The organism is Methylacidiphilum infernorum V4 (genome assembly GCF_000019665.1).
Taxonomy (GTDB): Bacteria; Verrucomicrobiota; Verrucomicrobiia; order Methylacidiphilales; family Methylacidiphilaceae; genus Methylacidiphilum; species Methylacidiphilum infernorum.
This window is the reverse complement of the sequence record NC_010794.1, coordinates 1,890,930-1,915,766: the sequence shown is the minus strand read 5'-3', so window position 1 is coordinate 1,915,766 and position 24,837 is coordinate 1,890,930. Positions and strand designations below refer to the sequence as shown.

At 48.7% G+C, this 24,837-nt stretch carries 20 protein-coding genes, 1 tRNA gene and 1 pseudogene; 16 read left to right on the top strand and 6 right to left on the bottom strand.

Features of this window, described 5'->3' with window-relative positions:
• Positions 1-408 precede the first annotated feature (408 nt).
• The 12 genes and pseudogenes from MINF_RS09100 (at position 409) to MINF_RS11220 (ending at position 10,516) form a co-directional block, all read left to right on the top strand.
• A complete protein-coding gene (locus MINF_RS09100; RefSeq protein ID WP_012464395.1) occupies positions 409-1,962 on the top strand; it encodes a glycosyltransferase family 4 protein in 1,554 nt (517 codons plus the stop codon).
• 337 nt (positions 1,963-2,299) lie between these two features.
• Positions 2,300-3,253, top strand: coding sequence for a sulfotransferase family protein (locus MINF_RS09095; RefSeq protein WP_012464392.1), 954 nt, complete (start codon positions 2,300-2,302; stop codon positions 3,251-3,253).
• A gap of 102 nt (positions 3,254-3,355) precedes the next feature.
• A pseudogene (locus MINF_RS11050) lies at positions 3,356-3,640 on the top strand (MerR family DNA-binding transcriptional regulator); the annotation flags it as partial.
• A 49-nt stretch (positions 3,641-3,689) separates the two neighbouring features.
• Positions 3,690-3,893, top strand: coding sequence for a hypothetical protein (locus MINF_RS09085; protein WP_048810321.1), 204 nt, complete (start codon positions 3,690-3,692; stop codon positions 3,891-3,893).
• A gap of 85 nt (positions 3,894-3,978) precedes the next feature.
• Positions 3,979-5,034, top strand: a complete 1,056-nt coding sequence (locus MINF_RS11225) for an RNA-guided endonuclease InsQ/TnpB family protein (protein ID WP_012464391.1) — start codon at positions 3,979-3,981, stop codon at positions 5,032-5,034.
• Positions 4,979-5,257: a zinc ribbon domain-containing protein gene (locus MINF_RS12010; RefSeq protein WP_390176031.1), complete on the top strand. Its 279-nt coding sequence runs from the start codon at positions 4,979-4,981 to the stop codon at positions 5,255-5,257. Before MINF_RS11225 ends, MINF_RS12010 begins: the two co-directional genes overlap by 56 nt.
• 311 nt (positions 5,258-5,568) lie before the next feature.
• Positions 5,569-5,868, top strand: coding sequence for a hypothetical protein (locus tag MINF_RS09075; protein WP_148205229.1), 300 nt, complete (start codon positions 5,569-5,571; stop codon positions 5,866-5,868).
• A gap of 217 nt (positions 5,869-6,085) precedes the next feature.
• Complete coding sequence (locus tag MINF_RS09065; RefSeq protein ID WP_012464387.1) at positions 6,086-7,339, top strand: glycosyltransferase family 2 protein; 1,254 nt, start codon at positions 6,086-6,088, stop codon at positions 7,337-7,339.
• Positions 7,340-7,515: 176 nt separating this feature from the next.
• A complete protein-coding gene (locus tag MINF_RS09060) occupies positions 7,516-8,199 on the top strand; it encodes a hypothetical protein (protein WP_012464386.1) in 684 nt (227 codons plus the stop codon).
• A complete protein-coding gene (locus MINF_RS09055; RefSeq protein ID WP_012464385.1) occupies positions 8,196-9,215 on the top strand; it encodes an NAD(P)/FAD-dependent oxidoreductase in 1,020 nt (339 codons plus the stop codon). Before MINF_RS09060 ends, MINF_RS09055 begins: the two co-directional genes overlap by 4 nt.
• A gap of 82 nt (positions 9,216-9,297) precedes the next feature.
• Positions 9,298-10,338 carry a type III polyketide synthase gene (locus MINF_RS09050; RefSeq protein WP_012464384.1) on the top strand — a complete coding sequence of 347 codons (1,041 nt, stop codon included), beginning with the start codon at positions 9,298-9,300 and terminating at the stop codon, positions 10,336-10,338.
• A complete protein-coding gene (locus tag MINF_RS11220) occupies positions 10,328-10,516 on the top strand; it encodes a hypothetical protein (protein ID WP_187146935.1) in 189 nt (62 codons plus the stop codon). The genes MINF_RS09050 and MINF_RS11220 overlap by 11 nt, the downstream gene beginning before the upstream one ends.
• A 182-nt stretch (positions 10,517-10,698) precedes the next feature.
• Here the strand turns inward: MINF_RS11220 and MINF_RS09040 are convergent, their stop codons facing one another.
• The gene (locus tag MINF_RS09040) at positions 10,699-11,613 is read right to left on the bottom strand and encodes a PfkB family carbohydrate kinase (RefSeq protein ID WP_148205227.1); all 915 of its coding nucleotides are present in this window, start codon (positions 11,611-11,613) and stop codon (positions 10,699-10,701) included.
• 183 nt (positions 11,614-11,796) lie between these two features.
• On the opposite strand from MINF_RS09040, the gene MINF_RS09035 reads away from it, so the two are divergent.
• The 3 genes from MINF_RS09035 (at position 11,797) to MINF_RS09025 (ending at position 13,340) form a co-directional block, all read left to right on the top strand.
• Positions 11,797-12,663 (top strand): NAD(+)/NADH kinase, encoded by an 867-nt coding sequence (locus tag MINF_RS09035; RefSeq protein WP_048810319.1) that lies wholly within the window; start codon positions 11,797-11,799, stop codon positions 12,661-12,663.
• A 54-nt stretch (positions 12,664-12,717) separates the two neighbouring features.
• A complete protein-coding gene (locus MINF_RS09030) occupies positions 12,718-13,173 on the top strand; it encodes a PTS sugar transporter subunit IIA (protein WP_012464380.1) in 456 nt (151 codons plus the stop codon).
• Between the two features lie 74 nt (positions 13,174-13,247).
• Positions 13,248-13,340, top strand: a tRNA-Ser gene (locus MINF_RS09025).
• Between the two features lie 671 nt (positions 13,341-14,011).
• Here the strand turns inward: MINF_RS09025 and MINF_RS09015 are convergent.
• Both MINF_RS09015 and MINF_RS09010 read right to left on the bottom strand, forming a co-directional pair.
• On the bottom strand, positions 14,012-14,593 hold the full coding sequence (locus MINF_RS09015) for a hypothetical protein (protein WP_012464378.1): 582 nt from the start codon (positions 14,591-14,593) through the stop codon (positions 14,012-14,014).
• Between the two features lie 9 nt (positions 14,594-14,602).
• Entirely contained in the window at positions 14,603-16,039 is a 1,437-nt protein-coding gene (locus MINF_RS09010) for a hypothetical protein (RefSeq protein WP_048810318.1), read from the bottom strand.
• Positions 16,040-16,406: 367 nt separating this feature from the next.
• On the opposite strand from MINF_RS09010, the gene MINF_RS09005 reads away from it, so the two are divergent.
• The gene (locus MINF_RS09005; protein WP_148205226.1) at positions 16,407-19,565 is read left to right on the top strand and encodes an efflux RND transporter permease subunit; all 3,159 of its coding nucleotides are present in this window, start codon (positions 16,407-16,409) and stop codon (positions 19,563-19,565) included.
• A 455-nt stretch (positions 19,566-20,020) separates the two neighbouring features.
• Here MINF_RS09005 and MINF_RS09000 read toward each other — a convergent pair whose 3' ends face one another.
• The 3 genes from MINF_RS09000 to MINF_RS08990 all read right to left on the bottom strand — a co-directional run bounded on the left by MINF_RS09000 (position 20,021) and on the right by MINF_RS08990 (position 24,790).
• Positions 20,021-21,316 (bottom strand): MFS transporter, encoded by a 1,296-nt coding sequence (locus tag MINF_RS09000; protein WP_012464371.1) that lies wholly within the window; start codon positions 21,314-21,316, stop codon positions 20,021-20,023.
• 178 nt (positions 21,317-21,494) lie between these two features.
• Positions 21,495-22,799, bottom strand: coding sequence for an MFS transporter (locus tag MINF_RS08995; protein ID WP_012464370.1), 1,305 nt, complete (start codon positions 22,797-22,799; stop codon positions 21,495-21,497).
• A 56-nt stretch (positions 22,800-22,855) separates the two neighbouring features.
• On the bottom strand, positions 22,856-24,790 hold the full coding sequence (locus MINF_RS08990) for a tetratricopeptide repeat protein (RefSeq protein ID WP_238523481.1): 1,935 nt from the start codon (positions 24,788-24,790) through the stop codon (positions 22,856-22,858).
• Positions 24,791-24,837: the final 47 nt, after the last annotated feature.

The following is a 24,837-nucleotide window of genomic DNA, read 5'->3' as shown; positions in this document are numbered from 1 at the left end:
CCCTTCTAAAAGAAGGCAGTTTTTTTTAAAGGTTTTCGTCCAAAACTGGGTCTAATTCAAAGAGATAAAGCGATACGGCAAAGAAAGCCAAGGATTTAGCTTTCAGTTTTTTAAAAAACTTGATCTTGGGTATTAAAGGGGAACTTTCATTGCTTTTCGGTTTAAAAGAGGGTTACAGAAAAAAAAGTAAAAAGGTTTCCTAGGGGGTTGGAATAAGAGGTAAAAAGAACGGCTTGCGGGAAAGATATTTCCTTGGGAAAAAGCGGATGAAAAAACAGGAAAGAAAGGGAGTGGGGCAAGACAGGGATTTGTTTTGGGGAGGGTAGGATGTGCGTTTTGGTTCTTGCGGACAAGGGCGCTAAGGATTAAAAGAAACCTACACGAAAGGGAAGATCAAGAGAAAGAGGGATGAGAATCCAGAGAGGAAATTGTTTTTATGTCGTTGAAGAACCCAGGTCAATTTTTTTCTTGCCCAAGGGAAGAAGGGTAAGGATCAGAGGTTTTTTCATAGACGCGATGGGGAAGGCGGCAAAGCAGATCACCGTGGAAGTAAAAAAGGAGAGCTATTGGGCGAAAAAGACGAGGCGTCCCGATGTCCTGCTGAAGTACTTCAAGGGGAATCCGGCGGTGGATGAAGATTGTGGTTTCGAATTGGTCCTTAAGCTGAGCCGGGGATTAAAAAGGATCGATCTCTATGCGGAGCTTCAGCAGGGCCAAAAAATGAGACTTGGTTTTTTTTATGCTTTTGTTTCAAAAACCGAGATAGAAGATTGGTACCTGCATGCTCCCCAAAAAACCGAGCATTGGTATCTCCATTCCCCCAAGAAGGCGGCGATCATGATCAATGACTCGCTCTTGATCCCTGATAAAAAGGGGGCAGATTTTAGGGCTTTCCAGATCCTCAAGATGATCCTTGAAAAGGGCTGGGAGGTCTATTTTGCAACCTTCCTTAGCCGGTTCGAGATTCCTCTTGGAGAAGGGAAGTGGGAAGAGGAGTTAAAAAGATATGAAAAACTTCTTTTGGATTTGGGAATAAAAGCCATATTTTATGGCGAATCAGAACTGGAGGAATTTCTCAGCAACTTTGGTTCCCAGTTTTCTTTAGCTTACGTATTTCACGAGTTGGTGGCTTACCGGTTCCTGCCCTTGATTCGAACTTATGCGATCAATGCAAGGGTCATCTACGACACGGTAGATTTGGCCTTCGTGCGCTTGCGAAGGGAAGCCTTAACGACGGGTAACGATCAACTGAAGAAGGAAGCTAGGCTGAGTGAAAAAAGGGATAAAAGCAACTTCAGGGGTGTGGATATCGTCGTGGCCGTCACCGAAGAAGAAAAAGAGCTCATAAAAGGATTTGTTCCTGAAAGGCAGGTGGAAGTTATTCCCAACATCCACGAGATTCATAGGCCTAAAAATTCCTGGGAGAGCCGGCAAGGCCTTCTTTTTTTAGGGTATTTCGGCCATAGGCCCAACGTGGATGCGCTCAGGTATTTTCTATCCGAGATTTGGAGAAAAATCCAAGGCGAAATCCCGGGTTGCCGTTTTGATATCGTGGGCAGTTTCCTAAAAGAAAATGTGCCTATGGAACTTTTAAACTATCCAGGGGTAAACCCCGTAGGGTACGTGGCTGAGCTGGCGGATTGTTTTGAAAAGGTAAGGGTGTTTGTCGCCCCGCTAAGATACGGGGCGGGAATGAAGGGTAAAATAGGGATGGCGATGGCTTCCGGGCTTCCCGTGGTCACCACTTCCATCGGGGCTGAAGGGATGAGGTTGGAAAACGGGAAAAATGCCTTCGTTTGTGACGATCCCTCGGAGTTTGCCCGCCAGACCGTTAGGCTTTACAAGGACAAGGAGCTTTGGGAAAAACTCTCCCGGGCTTCCCTTGAACACGTGGAAAGGTATTTTTCAAAAGAGGCGCTAAAAGATACCCTTGAAAGGCTCTTTTCTTATCCTTTTTCTTGAGAAGAGAAAAATTTCCTATGAAGGGAAAAAAGACGGCTGGTTATTAGGCCAAAAGGCTTAGGGCTGATGCTGCCGGTTTTGCCCGGAATAGGCAGATGGAGCCGAAAAGGCCGTTGGATTAGGATAAGAAACTCATCGGAGCCGTTCGAAAATGAGATCCTTAAAAATGCCCGGATAATACCACGGAAATGAACAAGAGCCCCCTTGGGTTTTTTCTAGAGGCCATGGTATTTGAAAAAAAGAAGGCTTTTTCCTTCCTCTCTTGAAATGCCAAAAAACAAAGGCTAGCATCTTGGGTTTAAGTCCTTAAGAAGCTGAGTTTTCAAGGGGAAAGTGGATGGAACATAGAGAAAAGACTGGAGAGAAGAGGAAGCTTGTCATCGTCCTTGGGATGCACAGCAGTGGGACAAGCGTTCTGAGCAGGTCTCTTATGACCTTGGGATTGTCGCTTGGGCAAAGCCTCCTTGATCCTGTGCCCTATAACCCCACGGGACTTTGGGAAGACAAGGATATCGTGGCCATCAACCAGGAAATTCTTGCGGCGAGCGGTTCTTCCTGGGATAGTTTTGCTCCTCCTTCTCTCTTTCTTAAGGATGAGAAGATGGTTTCCCTCCTAGGCAGGGCCGCAGACTTGATCGAGCAGAAGCTAAAAGAAAAGAACTTTGCTTTTAAAGATCCCCGGACCATCCGCCTTCTTCCCTTTTGGCATGCGGTTTTTGAAAAGCTGGACATCAGTCCTTCTTATATACTGGCCGTTCGCAATCCCTTGGCCGTGGGGTATTCCCTTTTCCGGAGAAACGGATTTCCCTTGGTCAAGTCCTTCTCCCTTTGGCTTTCCCACAACGTTTTCCCTTGGCCCCTCTATGCGCCCCATTTAAAAGCGGTCATCGATTACGACCAATTTTTGGATCATCCCGAAAAAGAGCTTCAAAGGATAGCCGAGCTTTTTTCCCTGGTCTACGATGAAGAGGCTGCCTGTGCTTTGAAAAGGAGTTTCCTAAAGCAGGAATTGCGTCATGCCCGCTTTACGGATAGGGAACTCGAACGGCACCAAGCAGCCTTTTATCCCCTGGTCGAAAGCTGGAAGCTCTTTAAGGCCATGGCCTGTTCTCCTATTCCCAGGGAAGCAAAAGTCCAGATGGATAGCCTTTCCAAGTCGTTCTCGGCGTTCCAGGAACTCTTTTCTCTTATTGATTCTTACAACCAAAGAAAGCCAAAAAAGAGCTTAGTTAGATTTATAATACCTAAAAAGCTTAGAGGAAAGCTGACAATACTAACCTTTTGTTTATAGCAAAAAACCTAGAAATCTTGTTCATTCTTATGGGGAAGAGAAACAAGGTCGGAACTAAACTCTAGTATTTACGATTGTGCTTTTTAGGTTACAATTGTTTATATGGAAAGCACGATGGGTACCGGCAAGGCGGCGAAGCTGCTGGGCGTAACGGTCAAGACGGTGCAGCGGTGGGAGCAGGAGTGAAGGTTGATTCCTGCGGTGTGCTCGGCCACCAATCGGCGACTCTACACCGAGGAGCAGACCCGCGAGTTCATCGGACTGCGAAATACGGCATCCCATCCGACGCGATTCGTCGCCTACTGCCGCGTATCCAGTGCCGCGCAGAAGCAAGACCTCGCCAATCAACGCAAGTTTGTGGAAGAGTACGTTGTTGCGAAGGGGTTGAGGAACTACCGAAAGAAGCTGGATGAAGCGTTGAAGAAGGATGTAGAACATGACCTATCGGATTGAATCTGACTTTGTGTTAACCAGCGATTGGTTGCCGGCGCACGTATTTACTCAGCATTACGACAGCATTTCTATTGCCATAGCGACAGCAATCGAAGGCGTGGACGATCCGGAAGAGCAAGAGGTGCGTGTCATCTGCGTGGAAACAGGCGAGGTCGTTTGGCGATCGACGGAAGAGCAATACGACTAAGCGATGCAACTGACCCACAAAATCGCCCTCTGCCCAATGCCTGAGCGGGTGGACTACTTCAAGCCCTCCTGTTGTACAGCCAGGCGTGTCTGGAACCCAAGCGCTGTACGAGTGGAACAAGCAGTACGCCCAGGGCAAGAAACCAAACGCGATGGCGCTTAAAAAACAGTTGGACGCCATCAAGTACAACGACCCGCAGTGGCTCGATGAGAACGGCAAACCCTGGCTCAAGGCCATCCATCGGGATGCCCATCCCCGGCCCTTTGCGCGCCTCGAAAAGGCATGGAAGCGCTTCTTCGCCGACATCAAAGCTGGCAAACCAGCACGCGAACTGCAGTTCAAAAAGAAGGGCCGCTGCCGCGACAGCTTCTATGTGGCCAACGACAAGTTTCGGGTCAGCGGTAAGACGATTCTCCTGCCCAAAGTGGGCGAAGTCGCCATGGCCGAGGCGCTGCGCTTTGAGGGCAAGATTCTCGGCGCCACCGTCTCTCGCACGGCGGATCGCTGGTTTGTGGCGATTCAGGTCGAAGTGCCAGACCGCATATTCCATCGCCGCCGCACGGGCGATGGTGTTGTGGGCCTTGACTTTGGCGTCAAAGCAGCAGCCACCCTCTCAAGTGGCGAAGCGATTGATGCTCCCAGACCGTTGAAAGCCGCTCTGCGCCGATTGAGAATCCGTAGCCGACGCTTAAGCCGCAAGATCGAAGCCGCCAAGGTTGCCGCCGGATTTGCTCCTCAAGCTCGTCTGCCCAAAGGCACCAAACTTCCCGTCTCCAACAACCGCAGGAAGTCTGCTGCGACATTGGCAAGGCTGCACGCCCGCGTTGCCAATGTCAGAGCGGATTTCACCCACAAGCTCACGACCCGGCTCTGCCGCGAAAACCAAGCGGTGGTACTCGAGGATCTGCACGTCAAAGGCATGTTGGCAAACGACCGACTGGCCCGCGCCACAAGCTTCGTGGGCTTTAGAATGTTCCGATCGCAGATCGAGTACAAGGCCAGGCGCTGCGGAACAAGGCAGGGCAATCGCAGACCGCTGTTATCCGAGAAGCCGGTTGTGCGCGGTCTGTGGCTGGAAGAACGAAGTGCTCGCGCTCAAGGATCGGGAGTGGACGTGCCCCGAGTGCGGTACGCCCCATGACCATGATGTGAACGCGGCGATCAATCTCAAACGGCTGGCAGCCGCAACTACCCTACATGTGGCGAGTCCGACCGGCAACGACGGCACTACGACAGGGACGGTCCCTGTCGGAGTCGGGAAAGGCAGGCCTGTCAGCTACGAATCGGTCAGCAAGACGCGTCGGGGCAGGAAAGGAAAGTGCGCATGTTTGCACACTTTCTTGATAGCAGCAAACGGGGGTTGAGCGGGGGATAAAAATGGCCGGCAGGAGAGTGGACCTGGGTTCTTTGATCCAGCTTACAGGGGTTATTGCTAAAGGAGTTGGGCCGCTTATTAAAGGGGCAGGAACAAGACTCCTGCTCCAAGCCGCCTGAGACGGCTGGAAAAAGAGAAGAAAATCTTATCCTTTCTTTTGATTCTACCTATTAGCCGGCTGTGAGCCTGCGCCGAAGGCGGCGGCCATGCTCCCCCTTTCTTCATTTTATAAACCGGGTTGGGAAGGGAACCTAGCCGTTTAAATTGACCGGGAAAGAAAGGGCAAAGTGCTATGGGAAGATGATCTTGACCTTGAAAAGCTTGGCCTGGGACTCCTGGGCTTTCTATGGGGTTCCACCAGCGCTACGGAAAGGAAGCCAACTGGTTGAATCCGTTCTTTTTCGCCCCGCTTGGGCTTCAGGTTGTATTATTTGTCCTGGACCGATCAAGGAGGGAATGAATTCTCGGGCCTTGAGCCGTTCTACAAAAGTCCTTCTTTTGGTTTATCTTAGCCAAAGGGACCTGTTCCTTGGTTTTGCTGGATTGAGTGGAGGATTTGACTTGTTGTTGCTCTTGGAGAAGGAAAAAAACTGGATTTGAGAGAAAGATTGTGGATAGTCTTTCCTTGTATGCATGAATCCAGGGTTACCGTTCTTTCTTGTTTTCCTAAAAACTTGCGAAGCGCGCGTGGAAATCTCCCCTGGGAAAGTGTGCCTTTCTTTCTTTTTTTCCTAAAAACCCAAAAAAAAGGAAGGATCTTTTCTTTTTCATCCCCGGAAGTTAAACGAAGGAGAAACTTTCTTCATTTTTAAATTTTATGCCTGATCGGCCTTTCCTCAGCGTCATCATCCCCACTTTCAACCGCTGGGCTTACTTGGAAAAAGTGCTTAGGGCCCTTGCCGAGCAGGACCTGCAAAAAGATTTTTTTGAACTGATCGTCGTTGACGATGGAAGCAGGGATGAGACCCCCCGGGAGATGGCCACTTTTTCCGGCTTGCAAAACCTGCGCTACGTGCGCAAGGAAAATTCAGGCCCCGCAGATGCAAAAAACCTCGGGATTTACATGGCAAAGGGGAAGGTCGTCCTCTTTTTAGATGACGATGATATTCCTGCCCGGTCCCTGCTTTCAACCCATCTTGCCACTCACCAGCAAAATCCCGATCCGTCGGTCGCTGTTTTGGGGTATACCGAGCTGGCCGAAGAACTCAAAACCGATCCTTTGTTGCGCTACGTGACGACGGTGGGATACCAGTATTGTTGCTATCCTTTGTTTGAAGATGGAAGCCTGCTTGACTGGCAGGCTTTTTGGGGTGGGAGAAGTTCTGTAAAACGCTCTTTTCTGTTGGAACATGATGGGCTATTTAATCCTATTTTCAAGTTTCATGAGGATATAGAACTAGGCTTGCGGCTTTCGAGCCACGGGTTAAAGGTTCTCTTTAACAAAAAGGCGCGCAGCATCCTTGTCAGGAATCCCGGTTTTGATGGAATCTGTAAAAGGGAATTGGTCAAGGGGAAGTATCACTACCTTTTGAGTTATCTCTACGATCACCCCCAGCTAAGAAAATACACGAGAAATTGGGAAAAAAAATGGAGGATCTTGTCTTTTTTTCACGAGCAGGGCTATGAATCGGTAAAGAAATTACATGAAAGTATCCAGTGGAGAATAAAGGAGGGACTGGAACTGGATGGAGCCACGGAAACAACCCTGTTCAGCGCCTACAAGCGGGTATTTGAAAGTTTTTATTACAAGGGGATGAGTGAAGGACCGCAACTTGTGGAGGAACTTGGGAAAAAGGGTTACCTTGTAGCCTGCAGAAGAAAGGGAAAGGTCTTGTTCATGTGTAGAGACTCTCCCTTGGCATTGGCCGGTGCAAGGAAAAGGAAACAAGGCCATCCTTTTGCAGGGAAATCTGGGGGTCAGGCCGGGGCTGAAAAAATCTTTATCCAGCTCGGTTCCTATTGGAAAGAGCCGATTTCAAAAGCCAGGGGCCTTTTTAGCGGTAAAAAAAGATTGTTCCCTCCGGGTCTTTTCAAGGGAATAAAAAATCTCTTCCTTTTTTTAAACAAGTAGAGCCTTTCTTACAGGTCATTGGGTTATGGACTTGCACAAGCAAGGGATTTTGCTTGGTTTTAAAAAAAATGCGGTAGTTTAAGGAGATTGCCCGCTTTTTTTACCCGTTGTAGCTGTTTTGCTATCGGATAAGCTTATAAAAAAAGGTTTTTTTTAAAGAAGAACGAAAGCGGGTTATGGAAAGACGGCTTGAAGAGGTTGAATACCTTGACATTTTGCCTCCTGATTCCCCTGAAGCGAAAAAGGGAAGGGAGGGGCTTAAAAAATTGAATTTTATCATGGGCAATTTTTCATGGTTTAAAAGGAAGCTTGGTCCTGTTGCCGGATCTTTCGGGGGGATAGTGGCCGTCCTCGAAATCGGGGCAGGAGACGGTTCCTTGGGAAGTTACCTTTACCGTGAGCCGCTGCTTAAAGGAAAGTTGCGGATAACCGGATTGGATCGGATTCCTAGACCCGGGTGTTGGCCTAAGGAATGGGATTGGATAAAGAGCGATCTTTTTGAAGCTCTCGACGGAGCCCTGCTTGATCGCCAAGATTTTAAAGGAATACTGGCGAACATGGTCCTTCATCATTTTTCTCCTGGACAGTTGGGCGTTCTCGGGAAGTGGATAAAGAGGGTCAACCCTTCCTTTTTGTTTTTTTGCGAGCCTCTCCGCAGCCGACTGAGCTTGATCGAGCTTTTTTTGCTGCGGTTAGCGGGCTTAAATGAGGTCACCTTTCATGACGGTTGGTTGAGCATAAAAAGTGGGTTTAGGGATGAGGAACTCGTTTCTTTCTTAAAGCTGGAAGAGAGGGATTGGTATTGCAACATCTCTTCTAACTGGATGGGAGCTTATAGGCTTGAAGCCACTGCACGATGAAACCGATCACGATCATTGGAGGGGGACTTGCAGGGCTTTCCCTTGGGCTTTGCTTGCGCCGGTTTAATCTGCCTGTAGCTATTTATGAAGCGGGCGATTATCCCCTGAAAAAAGTTTGTGGAGAATTCCTTTCGGGACTCCCCGGCCGGGTTGTCCAAAAGCTGGGGATAGAAGCCCTGTTGGAGCGGTTCCCTAAAGCCCGGGAAGCCGTCTTTTTTGTAGGAGAAAAAAAAAGATTTCTTTTAAAGTTTCCTTCTCCCGTTTACCTTGCTCCGAGGGCGGAACTCGATACGCAGCTAGCCATCCTTTATCGGGATCGGGGAGGAGCCCTTTATACGCATAGTTTATGCCGGCTCGATTCCTCTCCTGGAGAAGGAATAGTCGTTGCCTGGGGTAAAAAAAAGATTGCCGGGGATTGGATTGGTCTAAAAGCCCATCTCCAGGGGATAAAACTGCGCTACGACCTGGAAATGTATGCCAACGGTCATGGGTACTTGGGGTTGTGCCGGAGCGGCCGGGAGACGGTGAATCTCTGCGGGTTTTTCAAAAAGAAAAAGATTTCGGCTTCAACCCGGAAAGATCTCCTGGCGGGTTATCTCCTCGAATCGAACTTTTCTTTGGCTTACCGCTACTTTGAAAAAAGCCAGTTTTTAGAAGAGAGTTTTGCGGCGATACCTTCCTTTCGCTTGGGATTTCACCGGGAAAAGGAGCCTTTTGTGCGGATCGGCGACAGCTTTGCAACCGTTCCTCCCTTTGTGGGTAACGGGATGGCGATGGCCATGGAATCCGGGGCAGCGGCCTCTGAAGATCTGCTGCTTTATGCCCAAGGAAAATTAAGCTGGCTTAAGACCGTCTCATCCGTTCATCGTAAACTAAGAAGGCGATTTTTTCGCCGCCTTTATCTTGGCCTATGGATTCATCCCCTGCTCATGAAGGAAAACTCCCCTCTTTTGCCTCTTCTTTCCCAAGAAAAGGTGGCAAATACCCTTTACCGCTTGACCCGATCGAATGCATAGTTTGAGCAGGGAATGAAAAGGAAAAGAAAAAATATGCCCCGGCTACCCCTCTTTTTACTTATATTTTATATAAGAAAAAGGTATGTTCCTTCAATCCATCTTTTCCCTGGTTCCCGAACGGGGATATAAACAGTCGGAATGCTGGGAGATTTTCAGCCGGTCCCCAGTAGCCCAAGCTCTCCGTGAACCTTCCCTTCAGCTTGTACAGAAGATTCTCCTGGGAAATAGCTGGATAGATAAAAGGCATTTTGCGGTCGAACCGATAGAAATGCTCTTCGATCTGCCCGCGGAAAGCTTGAACAGGAAATTTGAAGAATTAGCTCCCAAGCTTGCCTCCCTATCCCTCCGTGAAATCCTTGAAATGTCCCATTTGAAGCCTTCTGAACTGGACGCGCTTTTTGTTTGTACCTGCACGGGCTATCTCTGCCCTGGGCTATCCAGCCATATCGCCGAAAGGGTAGGATTGCGGCCGGACAGTTTCCTGATCGATATCGTGGGACATGGCTGTGGAGCGGCTTTGCCTACCCTCAGGGCCGTAAAAAGCTTCTTGAGTGAAAATCCCGGCTGTTATGCGGCTGCTGTGGCCGTAGAACTTTCTTCTACGGCTTTTTACGTCGATGACGATCCGGGCACACTCGTCAGCTTGTGCATTTTTGCCGATGGTTGTTGTTCGACCCTTTGGCATAGTTCAAAAAGGGGACTCGGGTGGCGGTTCAAGGATTTTTTTTCCCTGCATATCCCCCAGGACCGGGAAAAGCTGCGCTTTGAGAATAGCCAGGGCAAGCTGCGCAACAAGCTTCACCGCTCCGTCCCGGTTTTAGCCGCGGAAGCTGTCGCCGGGCTTTACAGGGACTTTATAGCCAAGGGCGGTTCCCCGGCTCAAAGGCTCATCGTTCATCCCGGGGGGAAAGAGGTTCTTATAGAGCTGCAAAAAAGATTCCCGGAAAGCCGTTTTGAAGAAAGCGCTGAAATTTTAAGACTCTATGGGAACATGAGCAGTCCCTCGGTTTTATTTGCTTTTCAAAAAGGGATCGAATCCCAACCCGAAGAAAAAGAGATCTTGCTTTTTAGTTTTGGTGCCGGTTTTTCCTGTTATGGCTGTCGAGTCAGCCGTGAAGATTAGCCTTCTAGGTCTTTTTCATGGTCCTTTTTCCTCCATTGGCCATCAAAAGAGGGATGGTCAAGCAGGAAAAGATGACGCATTGGATAAGCAACTTGGCTTTTATTTTCAGGAAAACAAGCCTCCCTTGGAGCATTTCTTGTCGGCCTGGAGCCTTCTCTTGGGAGAAAGCAAGGATTAGGAAAAGGGTTTTGGTTTTGGGTCAGCCACCGAGGGATGAGCTCGCTTTTTTCCCTTGGAGGTATTTCTATTAGCCTTGTTTTTGCTTCCAGGTTTTTCTTCTTTAAACAGCAGGTGGGGAAAAAAGGCGGGTTTGTTTTTTCCTTGAAGGACGGCCGAGGAAAGGGTTTCTTCCATCGCCGATCAAAATGAAAGAAGATCTTCAAGCTTTACTTCTTTGAGTTTAGCTTCCAGTTCTTCTTTTTTGGGGAAAGAGGTCCTGGCTCCCTTGCGGGTGCAGCTTAAGCCCGCTGAAACCGTGGCAAAAAGCAGGAGGCTATCCCAATCCATTCCTCGGGCTAGGCCGAGACAAAAAGCCCCGTGGAATACGTCTCCTGCCCCATTGGTATCAACGGGGATAATGGGCAGGCTTTTCATCATCCCTTTTTGACCGCGACAGCTCCACAAAAGCCCCTTTTCTCCAAGGGTAACGATGAAACGTGGATATACTTTTGAGGCTTCTTCAAAAGCGGCTTGAGGATCGTTTTTGGTGGTAAGCTCGAGGGTAAATTTTTCAGAAGCGACGACATAATCCACTTGGGGAGCAAGCAGTAAAGTGCCTTCATGCAACGACCCCCCGTCCAGCACCGTCACGATGCCCCGTGCTTTAGCAAACTTGATGAACTCCAAGGAAACCGCCGGTTCATGCCCGTCAAAAAGAAGGACTTGGGGATGGTAAAAGGAAAAGTCCACCTCTGCAGGACTCAAAGGAGGGGTCCTTTTTCTATAATTAACGACGGCTCTTTGCCCATCGGGTTTAACCAGGCAGCAGGCGACAGGGGTAGGGTACATTTTTTTTACCAGGAGGGCGGTGTCTACTCCTTCATCCCTGAATTCCCTATGGATCAGTTCTCCAAAAAGATCGCAACCGACATAACCGCAAAAAGCGGCACTGCCTCCAAGCCGGCTGACCGCTACGGCGGCGTTTGCGGCCGGGCCTCCTCCGCAAAGGACAAGATCGCTTGCCATGGTCTTTTCGTCGCTGTGCGGATCTTTTTCGACAAAAAAGGATAGGTCATAACAGCTATGACCAACGGCAAGGACTTCTACCTGTTTCATAGCCAAGGGAAATCTTTATATAAGAAAAAAAGGCGGTAAAAAAAGCTTCTTTTTGGGAAAAAAAGGGGCAAAACTACGGTTCAAAGAAAAGTTTTTCTCTCTTTTCAAAGGATAAAAAGATTGCGCTCGTATAGAAGGCGTTTATTGTGGATATAGCCCAAGGAACGATTGAGCGGCTTATTTATGACTTTACGCGTTGGTCTTTTTGTCAACAAGGAAAAAAGGGGAGCTCATGAACTTCTCGTGGAGTTGCTCGAATATTTCAAGAAATACGGCGTCTCTTTTTTCCTGGAAGAGTCGACGGCCAGGCTTGTGGGACGGGAGGGTCTATCTTTGAGCCGGCTTTCACAAGAAGTGGACCTGATCCTGGCCGCGGGAGGGGATGGGACCATTATCCGGATAGCCCATGAAATCTTCCCTTCACAGGTGCCCATTCTCGGGGTGAACACCGGTAGCCTGGGGTTTTTGACCGCGGTTGGCAGAGAAGAAATTCTTCCTGAACTGCCCAAGATCTTGACCGGTCGGTTTAGGAAAAGTCCCCGGATGGTTCTTAAAGCGGTAGGAAGTGCCTACGGGAAGGATTTTGAAATTCCCTGTTCGCTCAACGATATCGTGCTATTCAGGGGAGCTTATTCCCACATGACGATGATCGATGTCTTTGCCCAGGGAAAGCTTGTGACCGAGTACCAGGCCGATGGGGTGGTTGTTTCTACCCCGACGGGATCCACGGCCTATGCTTTGTCGACGGGAGGACCCATAGTCGTTCCTGAGTCCAAGGTTTTTACCCTTAATCCGATCTGTCCTCATACCCTCACAAACCGCTCCTTGGTCTTTGCCGAAGAGGTGGTTTTGCGCTTTTCCATTCCCTTGGGGGGAGGACCGGTGCGGTTGGAATATGACGGGGTAGCCTATGGAGATCTTCATCCCGGGGACTGGATCCAGATCGAAGCTAGATCTGAAAGAGTCGTCTTGGGATTTCTCAAGGAGAGGGATTTTTTTGAAATTTTAAGAAAAAAGCTCAGGTGGAGTGGGACCGCGGTCGAGGAATAAAAGGATTTTGCCGAACTGCTCCTTCTTAAGCTATCCTTTACTGAGAGAGCACAAATGAACCTCACCGATGTATTGACCCAGGATCGAGTCCTCTTTAATTTAACGGCTAACGATCGGTTCGAGGCCATAACAAAAGTAGCCCAGCTCCTCTCGAACTCTCCAAAAATTCAATCTTTTGCGGCATTCCTGGATGCCCTCCTGGAAGCGGAGAGAGCGGGATTAACTTGGTTTGAACAAGAAGTGGCTTTCCCCCATATTCGCAGTGAACTCGTTAAGGAACTTATCCTTGCGGCCGGTTTTTTTTCTCCCGGAGTTTTTTTCAGGGAAAATGCTCCCCTGGTTCAGTTGATTTTTGTGATCGGCGCCCCCAAGAAAATCAGCACGACCGATATAGTGGTTGTGGGTTCCCTGGCAAGGATCGTCTCTAAAAATAAAAACCGGCTCCTTAACGCTAAAAATGCCCAAAAGTTCATCTCTCTTTTGAGCGAGTATGAAAAACAGCTTCAGTAATACTTGACGGTTGCGGAATCTTTTTTTTCTTCTTTTGTTTTTGATTTTGGTGTTTTTTTATGAAGGATTTTCGTGGACAGGTGGCTCGAGAGGATGAAGGCACTCGACTCGAAATCGAGAATGGGGCTAAAACCCCATCGCGGGTTCGAATCCCGCCCTGTCCGCCATCCCCTTCTTGTGTCCTTTTCTAAACCTTGTTTGTCCACTTGATCTTGCATTGTTCAAAAGAGGCATATTTCCCGGTTGAGCAAGACTTCTTGATTTAAAAAAAAAATACCCTTGGGAGAAAAAGGTGCACTTTTAGTACTCGGCATGATAAAAGCCAAGGATTTTTCATTGCCTTTCCTCTTGTTGAATGAAAAGGGAGGGGGTCAAGAAGAGGGTTTTTTCCCTGGATTTTATTACCTTTGGCCTTCATCTTCTCCATGGGCTTGGGGTTAATCTTCCCGCTTTTTTCCCTAAAAAACGATGAAGAAAGGCTGGCCTTGAGAACCTGGGGCCAGGGGTTAACCCGAGAGCGGGTATAAAAGCTTAACCGTGGATCCGGGGGAGAAGGTCCTTGAAAGCTCAGGGAGTGCATTGGGCCAGCCCCTTTTCTTTCTAAAGAAGCTTGAAAGGGGTTTGAACAGTTGATTCATTATTTGACCTTTTTCAATCTTTCTTCATGTTGGCCGTCTTGAACGGCTCTACGGCGAGTTCCGCCGGAAGGCAGGCCTGTGGAGAGGAAGGCTCTGGCCTGGCACTCACGCGCCAGCCGCATCCAGCCTTAATGAGTAAGCCTGTCAGCTTTGCCCCTGTTTGAGCAGCAGTGAGTAAGCCTGACGGAACGGAAGAAAAGTTAATCAGAAAGGGGAGGGGATTTTGAACTAAGCAGGTGGTTTTTAGGCTGGCTGCTTAATAGGGCCTTGGCCAAGGTTTCCATTTTATTTTTAGAAATTATCCGGATAACCAGGGCGGGATGCCTTGGGGAAATATAAAAACTATCCCCCGGGGAGAGACGGCCAAAGTTTTTCAAGTTTTGAGGGTTTAAAAAAACAAAATGGGTCTTGGGTAAAGCGATCGAACTGATGAGAGGAATGAAACCCTTGATAACGGGCTTGGCGACAAGCTGCCTATTTTTTTTGACCTGGATGACCTTGAAATGACCGTATACCCAAAGATGCTGAGCTTTGTGTTTTTTGATGTAACCGGCAAAATCCTGCGCCGAGACCAGCCGTCCTTGTTTGGGAGAATACTCGGGGCCAGAGGATTGGCTCCTATTTTCCGTTTGCCTATCCGTGGGGGTTGCCCCTTGTTGTTTTTCCAATTGCTTTTGAGCCTGTTCGATGGCTTTGTCCAGCTCTTCGGATTCCGGGGTCTGGGCCTGTGCAAATAATCCAATAAACAATAAGCAGCTGATGAGCCAAGCCGTTTTTCTCATAAGAAGACTTTATCTTTTTCCCTCGATTTCGGCGAGCTTGGTTTTCAGTAGGGCGGCTTCTTTTTTGATTTCTTCCAGTTTTTCCTTGGTCAGGGGAGCCGTTTTAAGTTCGGCTAAAAGCTCGCGTTGTCTTTGGATGATCAATGCCTTGATCTTTTGCCCTTGGAGTTGGTATTCGTTTTGAGCGTAATAGTCTGGAAGGGTTTGGGAAACGGGACATCCGGCTATATTAAGGGTAAAAGAAAAGGGGATGACCGCATGGAACACGGTTTTAGCCCCTACCGGGGTGACGTCGAAAAGGTAAGCTTTAAGTTCCTTGCCAAAAGTAACAACCGGGGCAGCTTGAGCTGGAAATAATGGGGAGAGCTTGTTGTAGAGGGATGAGGGAGTTTCCAGGTAAGTCCATAGCTCGGTATCGGGACCTTGGTCCTGTTTTTCTTCCACGGGGACCCATTGGATCATTATTCCTGCGAAAGGAGCCCACAAGGGTTTTATGGCTTTTGGATAAAAGCGGCCGCTGACGACTTCGGCTTTCTGCTCTTTCCAGTAAGTCCAGAGTTGTTGGAGGAATGAAGGGGGCTGAGCGTGGTATTTCTCTTGGAGGTGGCTGAGGGTAAAGTAATCTTCCTCTTTGCTCAACGCGGTCTTAAACGTCCATCCCTCGGGCATGGAAGAGGAAAGTTTTTCTTCTTCCCGGGCTAAAACCCTCGCAAGAGAATCCTGAAGGGGTATTCGGGAAAAGAAAAAGGCTTTCTCGTAGAAAATAAGAGAGCAGGAAGCCAAAAGACCGATGATTGCAAGGGATACGAACTGTGGGTTGAGTTTCCTCAGCTTTAAAGGGGTACTGCCTTCGGTTCCCTGGATAATCTCGGTGGATCCAGGCATAACTTCCTCCTCCTCTTCTTCTTCAGAAGGAAAATCGTCGGTCCAAGGGGGCTCGGTTTCTGCCTCTTTATAAAAGCGGAAGGAAAGGAAACGAAAGATCCAAAGGAAAACGGCCGAAACTAAAAAATAAAAGAATAAGGTGGGGCAAAAAAGGGAAGAGAGAAGAGAAAAAAGGAGGATCATTAAAGGTTGGAAGAGATACCAGAACCATTCGTTTCCAGGGAACCCAAAACGGGGAATTCCCCAGGAAAGAGGATTTCTCAAGATCTTTTTCTTTTCTTCTTCGTAATAGAGAACGAGGGCTTCAAAAAGATAGATAAGGCTAAGCAGTCCGCAGAATATAAGCATTATGCCTATGTTCTTATGGTCAGCGGTTTTATTGATCCAGCTCAAGATCAAAAGGAGAGTCAACGAAACGAGAAAGCGTTTTGGATTGGCATAATCTTTGCCCATTTTGCGGACAGTTAACAGCTCACAGGGGAAAAACCAGGAAACGTAAAGGAAGAAAAGGAACTTGAAAAGTTGGAAAGAAAGAGAGTTGTTCTTTTCGCGGTTGTGCATAAGAAGATAAAAATCAAAAAACTTAAAGCCTGCCTACCCGAGCTTCCGGTTTAATGGTATCCAAGGTTTTATCTTCTGTTCCTCCCCCCTCTCTTAACTAGCCAACAATAATTTTTTTGAGGGAAAAAAGCAAGCAAAGCTTTTGAAATTTTTGAGCCATCCATGGTCTTGGCCGGGATCGGCCGAAAGAAAAGCCGTTTTTTATGCGGATAAGTCAAAAGGCCTGTATGCTATGCCGATGATGAAAAAGGCCTTCGGTTTGGGTCGCTTAGGAGAAGGAGGAGAAGAAATTTTTTTTGTTTACTTCGCCGTTGGATAGGCTTACCTGGGGTTAGGGGAAAAAACATTTTTGTCCTCTTCTTCGAGCATGCTTGAACGATTCATTGCAATCCTGTTAAAAAACAAGCCGGTTGTTTTTCTTGGCTTGTTTTTTTATCTTGGGGCAGCCCTTTATACCGCCTTCCATCTTTCCATCGATGTTGTCCCCGACATTTCCAGTGTTCAAGTCCAGGTTATGACCCCGGTTCGAGATTATGCCCCCGAAGAGATCGAGAAGCTCGTTACCTTTCCCTTGGAAAGGGAGTGTTCGGGAATACCGGGGCTGGAAGAAATGCGCTCGGTGAGCAAATTCGGTATTTCTCAGCTTACCCTCATTTTCAGGGACGGTACTGACGTTTACAGGGCAAGGCAGTTGACCAGCGAAAGGCTGCTGACGGCCCTGGATAAAATCCCCCCTGGCCTGGTTCCGCGGTTGGGACCGATGAGTACGGGCCTGGGGGAGGTCTTTGTCTATGCCCTCGATTGGAAAGAAGATGCCCCGGGCAAGCCGCCAAGCGAGTTTGAACGACTCGTAGAATTAAAGTTGATCCAGCAGTACCAGGTTATTCCCCAGCTTCGGATGGTTCCAGGAGTTGTTGAGATCAACACCCTGGGTGGATATGACAAAGAAATCCTCGTTATGCCCGATCCGCAAAAACTCATGAACCTGGGACTGACTTTGAAAGATCTTGCCGATGTCGTGGGCATGAACGTGGAAAATGTGGGAGGAGCTTACGTCAAAAAAGCGGGTGAGCAGATGACCGTAAGGGCGGCAAGCCGGGTGGAGGAGATCCGTCAAATACAGATTCTGCCGATCAAGTACCCCGGCTATGTCAAGCCGGTTCTTGTCGAGGATGTGGCGGCGGTTCAAGCAGGAGCGAAGATAAGGGTTGGAGCAGCCCTGAAAAACGGCAAGGAGACGGTCCTGGGGATTATCCTCATGCGCAGCGGGGAAAACGGCAGAACGGTTTCCCAGAGGGTCTTTAAAAAAATCCGGGAGATTCAAGCCCGGTTACCCGAAGGGGTGAACATAGAAGTCCTTTACAACCGCTCGGAATTCACAGACCAGGTCATCCACACCGCTTTTTCAAACCTCCTGGAAGGAGCCACTCTGGTCACTGTGATCCTTTTTTTTATCCTTGCCGATTTTAGGGCAGCCTTGATCGTTTCTTTTACCATTCCTCTCTCTTTCCTTTTTGCCCTCCTGGGGATGAAGCTTTGCCATCTCTCCGGCAATCTCATGAGTCTTGGAGCCATAGATTTCGGATTGATCGTGGATGGTGCGGTCATCATGGTTGAAAACATCCTGCGCAAGCTTTCTCAAGGTGAATCCCAAGCTAGCCCATCTCTTGCGGGAAAGGAGAAAGAAAAGGTAGTTCAAGAAACGGCTACCGAAGTAGGTCCATCGGTCTTTATCGGGGTGCTGATTATAACTTTTGTTTACGTTCCCATATTAAGCCTTGGCGGGGTGGCCGGAAAGACGTTTAGGCCGATGGCCCTCACGGTCATTTTTGCCATGGTGGGTTCGATTATTTTCAGTTTTACCGCTGTTCCCGTCCTTGCCGTGATGGGGCTTGGAAGCGGGAAAGCCTCGAGAAGAAAGCAGGATTGGCTGGTTGGGATGCTGCAGAAAATGTATCGGCCTTTTATCCGGTTTACATTGAACAAGGGATGGTTTTTCAGCTCTTCTGCCCTGCTCTTTTTTGTCATCGCCGTCATGAAATTCGCTACCTTGGGAGCGGACTTTGTTCCGAAACTCGACGAAGGGGCTTATGACATCAATATTTTCAGGGAAAATACGATCGGCTTGGAGGCCAGCGTGGCCATGGAAAAAGAAACCGAGAAGATCCTTCTCGAATCTTTCCCGGAAATCCGCTACGTTTATTCCCGGATAGGAATGGCCGATATAGCTACCGATCCGGCAAGCCCAAACGAGCCCGAACTGTATATTTTTCTCAAGCCTAAATCTCAATGGAGAAAGATAAACGGCAAAGCTCTTTCTAAAGAAGATCTCGAGGACCTGATCGAAGAAGAAATCAAACTGAAGGTTCCCGGCCAGGCCATGATCTTTTCTCAACCTATTGAAAACCGCTTTAACGAGATTCTCCAGGGTGTTAAAGCCGACGTGGCCTTCAAGGTATTCGGCTCGGACTACGGGACCATCTATTCATTGACCGAAGCTCTAAAGAAGCTGCTGGAAAAAGTTCGAGGAGTTGTAGGTCTAGCCTTTGAGACATCCGGGGTGGCGCCTTCCCTGGAAGTTCTTCCCGACCGGTTGGCCATGGCAAGGTTCAATGTTCAGTCTGCAGAGATTAACGGGGCGGTTTCGGGGGCCTTGGGAGGGAAAACCGTGGGGCAACTGATCAACGGGGTTCGACGCTTTGACATCGTTGTCAGGTTCTCGGATCAGCAAAGGCAAAATTTAAATGCCTTGCTTTCTTTACCCGTTCGTTCGGGGACCGGCGGGCTTCTCTATTTATCTCAACTGGCTTCTACCCGTTATGCCGAGCGGCTGAGGTCTATTTCCAGGGAAAACGGCCTGCGTCGGATCGCCCTGCTTGTGGACCTGGAACGAAGGGACATGGAAAGTTTTGTTAGGGAAGCAACCGAAAAGATAGCCAAGGAGGTCCATTTCCCCAAAGGCTATTATTACGAAATCGGTGGCCAATACAAAAATTACCTCGAGGCTAAAGAAACTCTAAAAGGAGTGGTCCCCATGGCTGCCTTGGCGATAGTTCTTCTCCTTTATTTCCTGTTCAAAAACTTCAGGCATTGTTTCATCGTCTGTTTCTCCATTCCCCTGGCGGTCACGGGAGGGATCTTTTCCCTTTTGTTTTCCGGCCTTTCTTTCAGCATTTCAGCCTGGATTGGATTTATCGCAGTTTCGGGAGTGGCGATCCTCGAGGGACTTGTTTTGTTGGGAGCGATTAACCGCTGCCGCTCTGCTGGATTGACCCTCGTCGAAGCGATCGAAGAAGGAGCCTTGATGCGGCTGAGACCCGTGTTGGCTACGGCACTGGTGGCAAGCTTGGGTTTTGTTCCCATGGCCATTGCTCATGGCCCGGGGGCGGAAGTCCAAAGACCGCTCGCCCTGGTAGTCATTGGAGGTATTGTCTCTTCAACCTTGCTGGACCTGGTGGTGTTGCCGGTTTTTTACCTTTGGATTGAAGAGGCTTGGAACCGGTGGCGGAAGAGATCGTCTCCATAAAAATGAGGATGAGCGGGTTTCCCCGGGCCATCCCTTGCATCCGGGCCCGGGTAGAGGGAGCAGAAAGCCTTGGGCTGCTTTTTAAAAGACCGGCGCGGGAATTCCCGCCCCCTTTAGGGGGTTGGGAGTGTCACTCCAAGGACTAGTCCCTGGAAGTCATGAAAAGAGCTTTGAACAGGTGATTAAAGAGTTGATCTTTCTTGTATATTTTAGCCCGTATCTGCCGCCCTAGACGGCCCTACGGCAAGTTCCGCCGGAAGTCAGGCCTGCGCGGAGAAGAAGGCCCTGGCTCGATGTGTAAGTGTCGGCTGCATCCCCCCTGTGAAGCAGGAAGTCAGCTTTGTCCCTGTTTGAGCAGCAGTGGGTAAGTCTCGCGGAACGAAGGAAGCAGGGATAACCGCTCTTGGGGTTCTTGCAGCCCTTTTTGTGTAGGAACAAGTTAAAAAAAAGGATTTTTAGAAGGTTTTTGGCCTTGAGTCTTTCCTTATTTTAGGAAGGAAAGAAACCAGCAATAGGCTTCCTAGAAAATAGAACAGGGGGAGGAGCATGGGGGTTTTGAAAGAATGGCTGAGGATGAAGAGGCAGCCGAAGCTCAAAGGACCGATTCCCGTGGCGATCCTACAGGAAAGACCCCAAAGGGCGAAATATTTGCCTATTTTTTCTTCTTCGGAAAGAAGGCTCATGACAGCCCTGGATAGGGAAGGGAGAGAACCGTTGCCTAGGCCTATCAGGAATGAAGCCCCGTAAAAGGCCAGCTTGTTGTCGGCAAAAACAAGGCTGCTCACGCAGCTTACCCAGAGTAGAAGATCAACCTGGAGGGCTCTTCGAGAACCCCATTGATCCTGGATAAAGCCAAATATAAATGAACCTAGGGTTCCCCCGGCTTGAATTAAGAGAAAAATGCCGATTTGTTGGGCTCCCGTTATTCCGTATTCCATCTGGGCATAGACGGCTAGGATGATCATAAGGATGGTGGCTGCCGAGAAAAAAAGGAGAGAAGCGGCAAAATACAGCCGGATGGCCTTATTATGGACCATGAAAAAGACCGTTTCCTTGAGATCGGAAACGATTTTTAAAAGGGCTTTGCTAAAGCCGAGGCTGTTCTTGGTTTTTTTTTGAAGTTCAAGATTAAAAAACAGGGGCAAACCGCACATCATGTAAATGGCGGCAACTATGGGGAAACTAAGGCGAAGGAGTTCCGTATTGGCTACCGTAAAGCCGGGAGCAAGCAGGGGATAGACCCCAAGAAGGCTAAGAAAACCCCCTAGGTTGCCAAAAGCCCTTGTCCATCCTGAGAATCGACCTATGAAGGCCATGGGAATGATCTCGGGGAGGAAACTCGAAAAGATATTCTCGGTAAAAGAAAACGAAATGTTCGCTACCGAGTAACAAAGAAGACTTTTCCAAACATCTCCTTCCTTGGTCGTTCCCAGCAAGGTCGTAGCCGCGATGCAGAGGGAAAAGAAAAATCCCAGGATGAATTTTCTCTTGGTAACCACATCCGAAAGTGCTCCCACGAAGGGTAAAAATACGGCCACTATAATCTGCGTAAAGAAGGCAGCCAAGCTCAATAGGAATGTTCCATCGGTTCGGCGAGCACAAATGATCTGGACAAAGTAAAGGCTAAAAACAAGGTCCACTAGAACGATACTGAAAGAGACGTTGCCCAGGTCGAAAATTCCCCAGGACAATTTTTCCTTGAGCCCGACGGTGCCGTTTTCCTTCAAGGTGATCTTTTGAGTATCCTTCATGACCTTTCTCTGCCTTGCTGCACCGATAACCGACCAGGGTTAAAATTGAGATTCCGCTTATTTTCTTTTACAAGCAAGTTGTAATTGCAAGCCGGTTCCTCAGCCGTTTAGTTTCGTGGACTCAACCCGCCCGATGGTATGTCCAAAGCAAATTTACCTAGCTTGGAAACATGCAACCCTAGCTGGCTTCCTTGTTTTCTATTTTCTGGGGTTTCTGGTTGGGAAGGAAAAAGAGCACGCAGAGACCACACCCAAAAAATACAAGGGGAGCAAACAGAGGGGTTTGAAATGACTTGTTGACGGCAAAGAGCAGGCCGAAGACCAAGGGACCGATACCCGAAGCAAAGCGGCCGACTAATCCCCATAAGCCGAAATATTCACCGACTTTGTCAGGAGGGGATATAAGTCCCATCAAGGCCCTGCTCACCGAGTACAAGGAGCCGTTTGCCGTGCCAATAAGAAAACTGACCAAAAAGAAAAGCCATTTTTGCTCCAAAAAAAGGGTCAGGGCTACGCAGATAAACCATAGGGCGAGATTCAGCTGGAGTGTTCTTTTGGGTCCAAAGCTGTCTTCAATGAATCCGAAAATGAATGCGCCTATGGCGCTGCCGAGCTGAAGGGTTAAAAAAAGCCATATCTGTTCCGCTCCGCTTACCCCAAGCTGCATTTGAGAAAAGACGGCCAACACCACCATGATTACCGTAGCTCCACTACCGTAAAGGAAAAAAGCGAGAAAAAACAGCAACACGTACTTTTGTTTCAGGATGGAAGGAATCATCAGGGCGGTACGGAGGTAAAAATTTTTTAGAGCAAGGGAGAAATCTTTTTGAGATCCTGGCGTTCTCTGCCGGGTGACAAGAAAAAAGGGTAAACCGACCACGGCGTATAAAGCCGCAACCAGGGGAAAGGATAACCGGATGCGATCGATGTTGGATTGGATGAAACCTCCTGAAAGCAAGGGATATATGGCCATTAGGCTTACGAAAGCCCCTAGGTTTCCTGCAGACCTAGCCCAGCCGGACAGTCTTCCCAGCATCGATTCGGGAGCGATTTCGGGCAAGAAACTGGCCACCAGGCTTTCAGAAAAGGAAAAAGTAACGTGGGCGATAGCGTAGGTGATCAATCCTTTCCAGACCTCTCCTTCGACAGTCGTTCCCAGGTAAGCGGTGCTCAAGGTGCATAGGCTGTAGAAAAAAAGAATGATCTCTTTTCTCTTCCCCGTAACATCGGAAAGGGTTCCAACGAGGGGAAGAAGAAGACCGACGAGGATCTGGTTGAGAAAAGTCGTAAAAGTTAACAGGAAAGTGGCATCCGTTCTATGGGCACAGATGATCCTTATGAAATACAGGCTGAAAACGAGGTCAACGACGACCGTGCTGAATGCGGAATTGGAAAAATCAAAAGCGCACCAGGAAATCCTTTCGAGTATTCCTGCTTCTTCCGGTGAAGTGTGGCAACCAGGCTTTTTGTTAAACGCGATCATCCTTTTATCATTTATTAAACATGGAGCAGGGTGAGGAGCTACTTTAAGAAAAAAAATTATTCAAGAAATTTTTCCAAGCCTGGGTCCTTGGGTATGCCCAAGCTCAGGGCATCCTGGTAGTGCCTTTTTGCCAGCTCTTTAGCGGGAGGACGCTGGGTGGCATAGATAACGGCAAGGTTGAAATGGGCATCTCCATAGTTAGGATCCAGTTCCAGGGCTTTCCTCAACTCTTTTTCGGCCGCTTCCTGCCATCCTTTCTTGGAACAAGCGATCCCCAGGTAATTCCTCGTCTTGGGATCGTTGGGGTTGATCACGATCGCCCGGGTAAGCTCCGTGACGGCATTATCAAAAAGTCCTTCCTGGTAATAAACGATTCCCAAGATGGAATGAGAAAAAGCATCGTTGGGATTAAGCTTTAAAGCTTGGGCTAACGCATTTTCGGCTTCTTTCAGTTGACCTTGCTGGTAGTAGATCACCCCTAAATTGGCCCAAGCGGTGACGCTGTTTGGAAATTTTTCTAAAATTTGACGGTATTTTTCAGCCGCTTCCTGGTAATGCTGCCCGGAAAAGAGGGTGGAAGCTTCATCAACAAGTTTCTGGACGTCATCGGGCAAGGCAGCTGGGAGGGTCGAAGCAGCCGATTCGTTGGCGGCTGCAGCAGAAGCCGCGGTTTGTGCCTTGGGATCGGCAGGGACTGCGCTTCCTTCATGGGAGGATTGATAGGCAACCGGCTGGGCATCCGCAGAGGGTAAAGCGGGGTTGGATTGAACGTGGTCGGCGGTTGTTTCCCCCTTGGACTCCGCCTGGGGGGTGGTGTTGGATTGGCCCAGCGCATGCTGTTGTTCTTCTTGGGGTTTAGTCAGTTGAGCTTCAAAACTGGATTGCTGGATTTCACCCAGCCCGGGCTGGGAGGGAGACTTGAGCAAGGCCATTTCTTCGGGAGATAGGTTGACGACGGGAGAGGATAAGAATTCCAGTTCTTTCTGCAAGAACTTGGAATCGATTTTTAGGTTTTGCAGTTCTTCAAGAACAAGTCTTTTGGCTGAATCTCTCCGCGCTTGTTCCTGGAGCTGCCTATTGATAATCCCCCTGAGAATCTCGTTTTCTTTTCTTAGCGACTCGGTATTCGGTGCAGTGGCTAATTCACGCGCCGACTCGGCGAGTTTTTGTTGGGCAATCTCCAGTTGAGACTTGAGCGTGCTGGCCGTATTTCTAAAAACTTCGTTTTCCCTTTCTAGAATAGTCAGTTGCTCCTGGACTCCTTTAAGTTGATCACGCAGGGCGGCTATGCCGGCTTCACTGTTGCCTGCCTGCAGTGTCCTGATTTTCGCTTCAGCCTGGGCCAACTTGGCTTTCAAGGAATTGTTTTCCTGGAGGACAGCGGTGATTTTGCTTTCGATATTGGAAGAGCGGAACATCGCCAGTTCTCTTTGTGTCGCCGCCAGCCTGTTCCGCAGCATGTTGGCCTCGGTGACAGCTTCTTCAAGTTTCATTTTTGTTTGCGCAAGCTCCGATTCCAACTGGCTTATCCTGTATTTTAACTTGGTTACTTCTTCTTCTGAGCTTGATCCTTTATTATGCTTGGAAAGAAGGCTTTTGATCACATCCCGGTTTGATTCCAATGTGGGGGGTTCGGTCCGGGTGGAACTCAGGGCTGAGCTGAGCCCCTTTTGAACTTCTTCGGGTGTTTTACCCAGCTTTGGGCCAAGGACCTTGAGTTTTTCCTTGGAATAATTGATCCGGAAATTGACGATGCCCGGTTCCCATTCCGGGAAGTTTTTTTTCAACAGTTCAAGCCGCCGGCAACATTCGCTGTATTTTTGAAAGGCTCCCGCCGCTTCTCCTTTCTTTTCCATCTGCTCGGCTTCCTGCAAGGCTAGGTATATGTTCAGAAACTCATCTTGGGGAGAAATGACGGCAAAAACTTGCGGGCTCAATCCAAAGATTAACAGCAGGGAAAATAGCCATAGGAGCTGTCTTGCTTGCTGCATCGTCGCCAATTTTTTTTCGCTTTTCGTTTAAAAGTCAATAAGTTTTG

Bases quoted from the DNA above. Each gene is read 5' to 3' on its own strand.
- MINF_RS09100 (WP_012464395.1), top strand. From the start codon at position 409: ATGAGAATCCAGAGAGGAAATTGTTTTTATGTCGTTGAAGAACCCAGG.
- MINF_RS09095 (WP_012464392.1), top strand. From the start codon at position 2,300: ATGGAACATAGAGAAAAGACTGGAGAGAAGAGGAAGCTTGTCATCGTC.
- MINF_RS09085 (WP_048810321.1), top strand. From the start codon at position 3,690: ATGACCTATCGGATTGAATCTGACTTTGTGTTAACCAGCGATTGGTTG.
- MINF_RS09075 (WP_148205229.1), top strand. From the start codon at position 5,569: ATGATCTTGACCTTGAAAAGCTTGGCCTGGGACTCCTGGGCTTTCTAT.
- MINF_RS09065 (WP_012464387.1), top strand. From the start codon at position 6,086: ATGCCTGATCGGCCTTTCCTCAGCGTCATCATCCCCACTTTCAACCGC.
- MINF_RS09060 (WP_012464386.1), top strand. From the start codon at position 7,516: ATGGAAAGACGGCTTGAAGAGGTTGAATACCTTGACATTTTGCCTCCT.
- MINF_RS09055 (WP_012464385.1), top strand. From the start codon at position 8,196: ATGAAACCGATCACGATCATTGGAGGGGGACTTGCAGGGCTTTCCCTT.
- MINF_RS09050 (WP_012464384.1), top strand. From the start codon at position 9,298: ATGTTCCTTCAATCCATCTTTTCCCTGGTTCCCGAACGGGGATATAAA.
- MINF_RS09040 (WP_148205227.1), bottom strand. From the start codon at position 11,613: ATGAAACAGGTAGAAGTCCTTGCCGTTGGTCATAGCTGTTATGACCTA.
- MINF_RS09035 (WP_048810319.1), top strand. From the start codon at position 11,797: ATGACTTTACGCGTTGGTCTTTTTGTCAACAAGGAAAAAAGGGGAGCT.
- MINF_RS09030 (WP_012464380.1), top strand. From the start codon at position 12,718: ATGAACCTCACCGATGTATTGACCCAGGATCGAGTCCTCTTTAATTTA.
- MINF_RS09015 (WP_012464378.1), bottom strand. From the start codon at position 14,593: ATGAGAAAAACGGCTTGGCTCATCAGCTGCTTATTGTTTATTGGATTA.
- MINF_RS09010 (WP_048810318.1), bottom strand. From the start codon at position 16,039: ATGCACAACCGCGAAAAGAACAACTCTCTTTCTTTCCAACTTTTCAAG.
- MINF_RS09005 (WP_148205226.1), top strand. From the start codon at position 16,407: ATGCTTGAACGATTCATTGCAATCCTGTTAAAAAACAAGCCGGTTGTT.
- MINF_RS09000 (WP_012464371.1), bottom strand. From the start codon at position 21,316: ATGAAGGATACTCAAAAGATCACCTTGAAGGAAAACGGCACCGTCGGG.
- MINF_RS08995 (WP_012464370.1), bottom strand. From the start codon at position 22,799: ATGATCGCGTTTAACAAAAAGCCTGGTTGCCACACTTCACCGGAAGAA.
- MINF_RS08990 (WP_238523481.1), bottom strand. From the start codon at position 24,790: ATGCAGCAAGCAAGACAGCTCCTATGGCTATTTTCCCTGCTGTTAATC.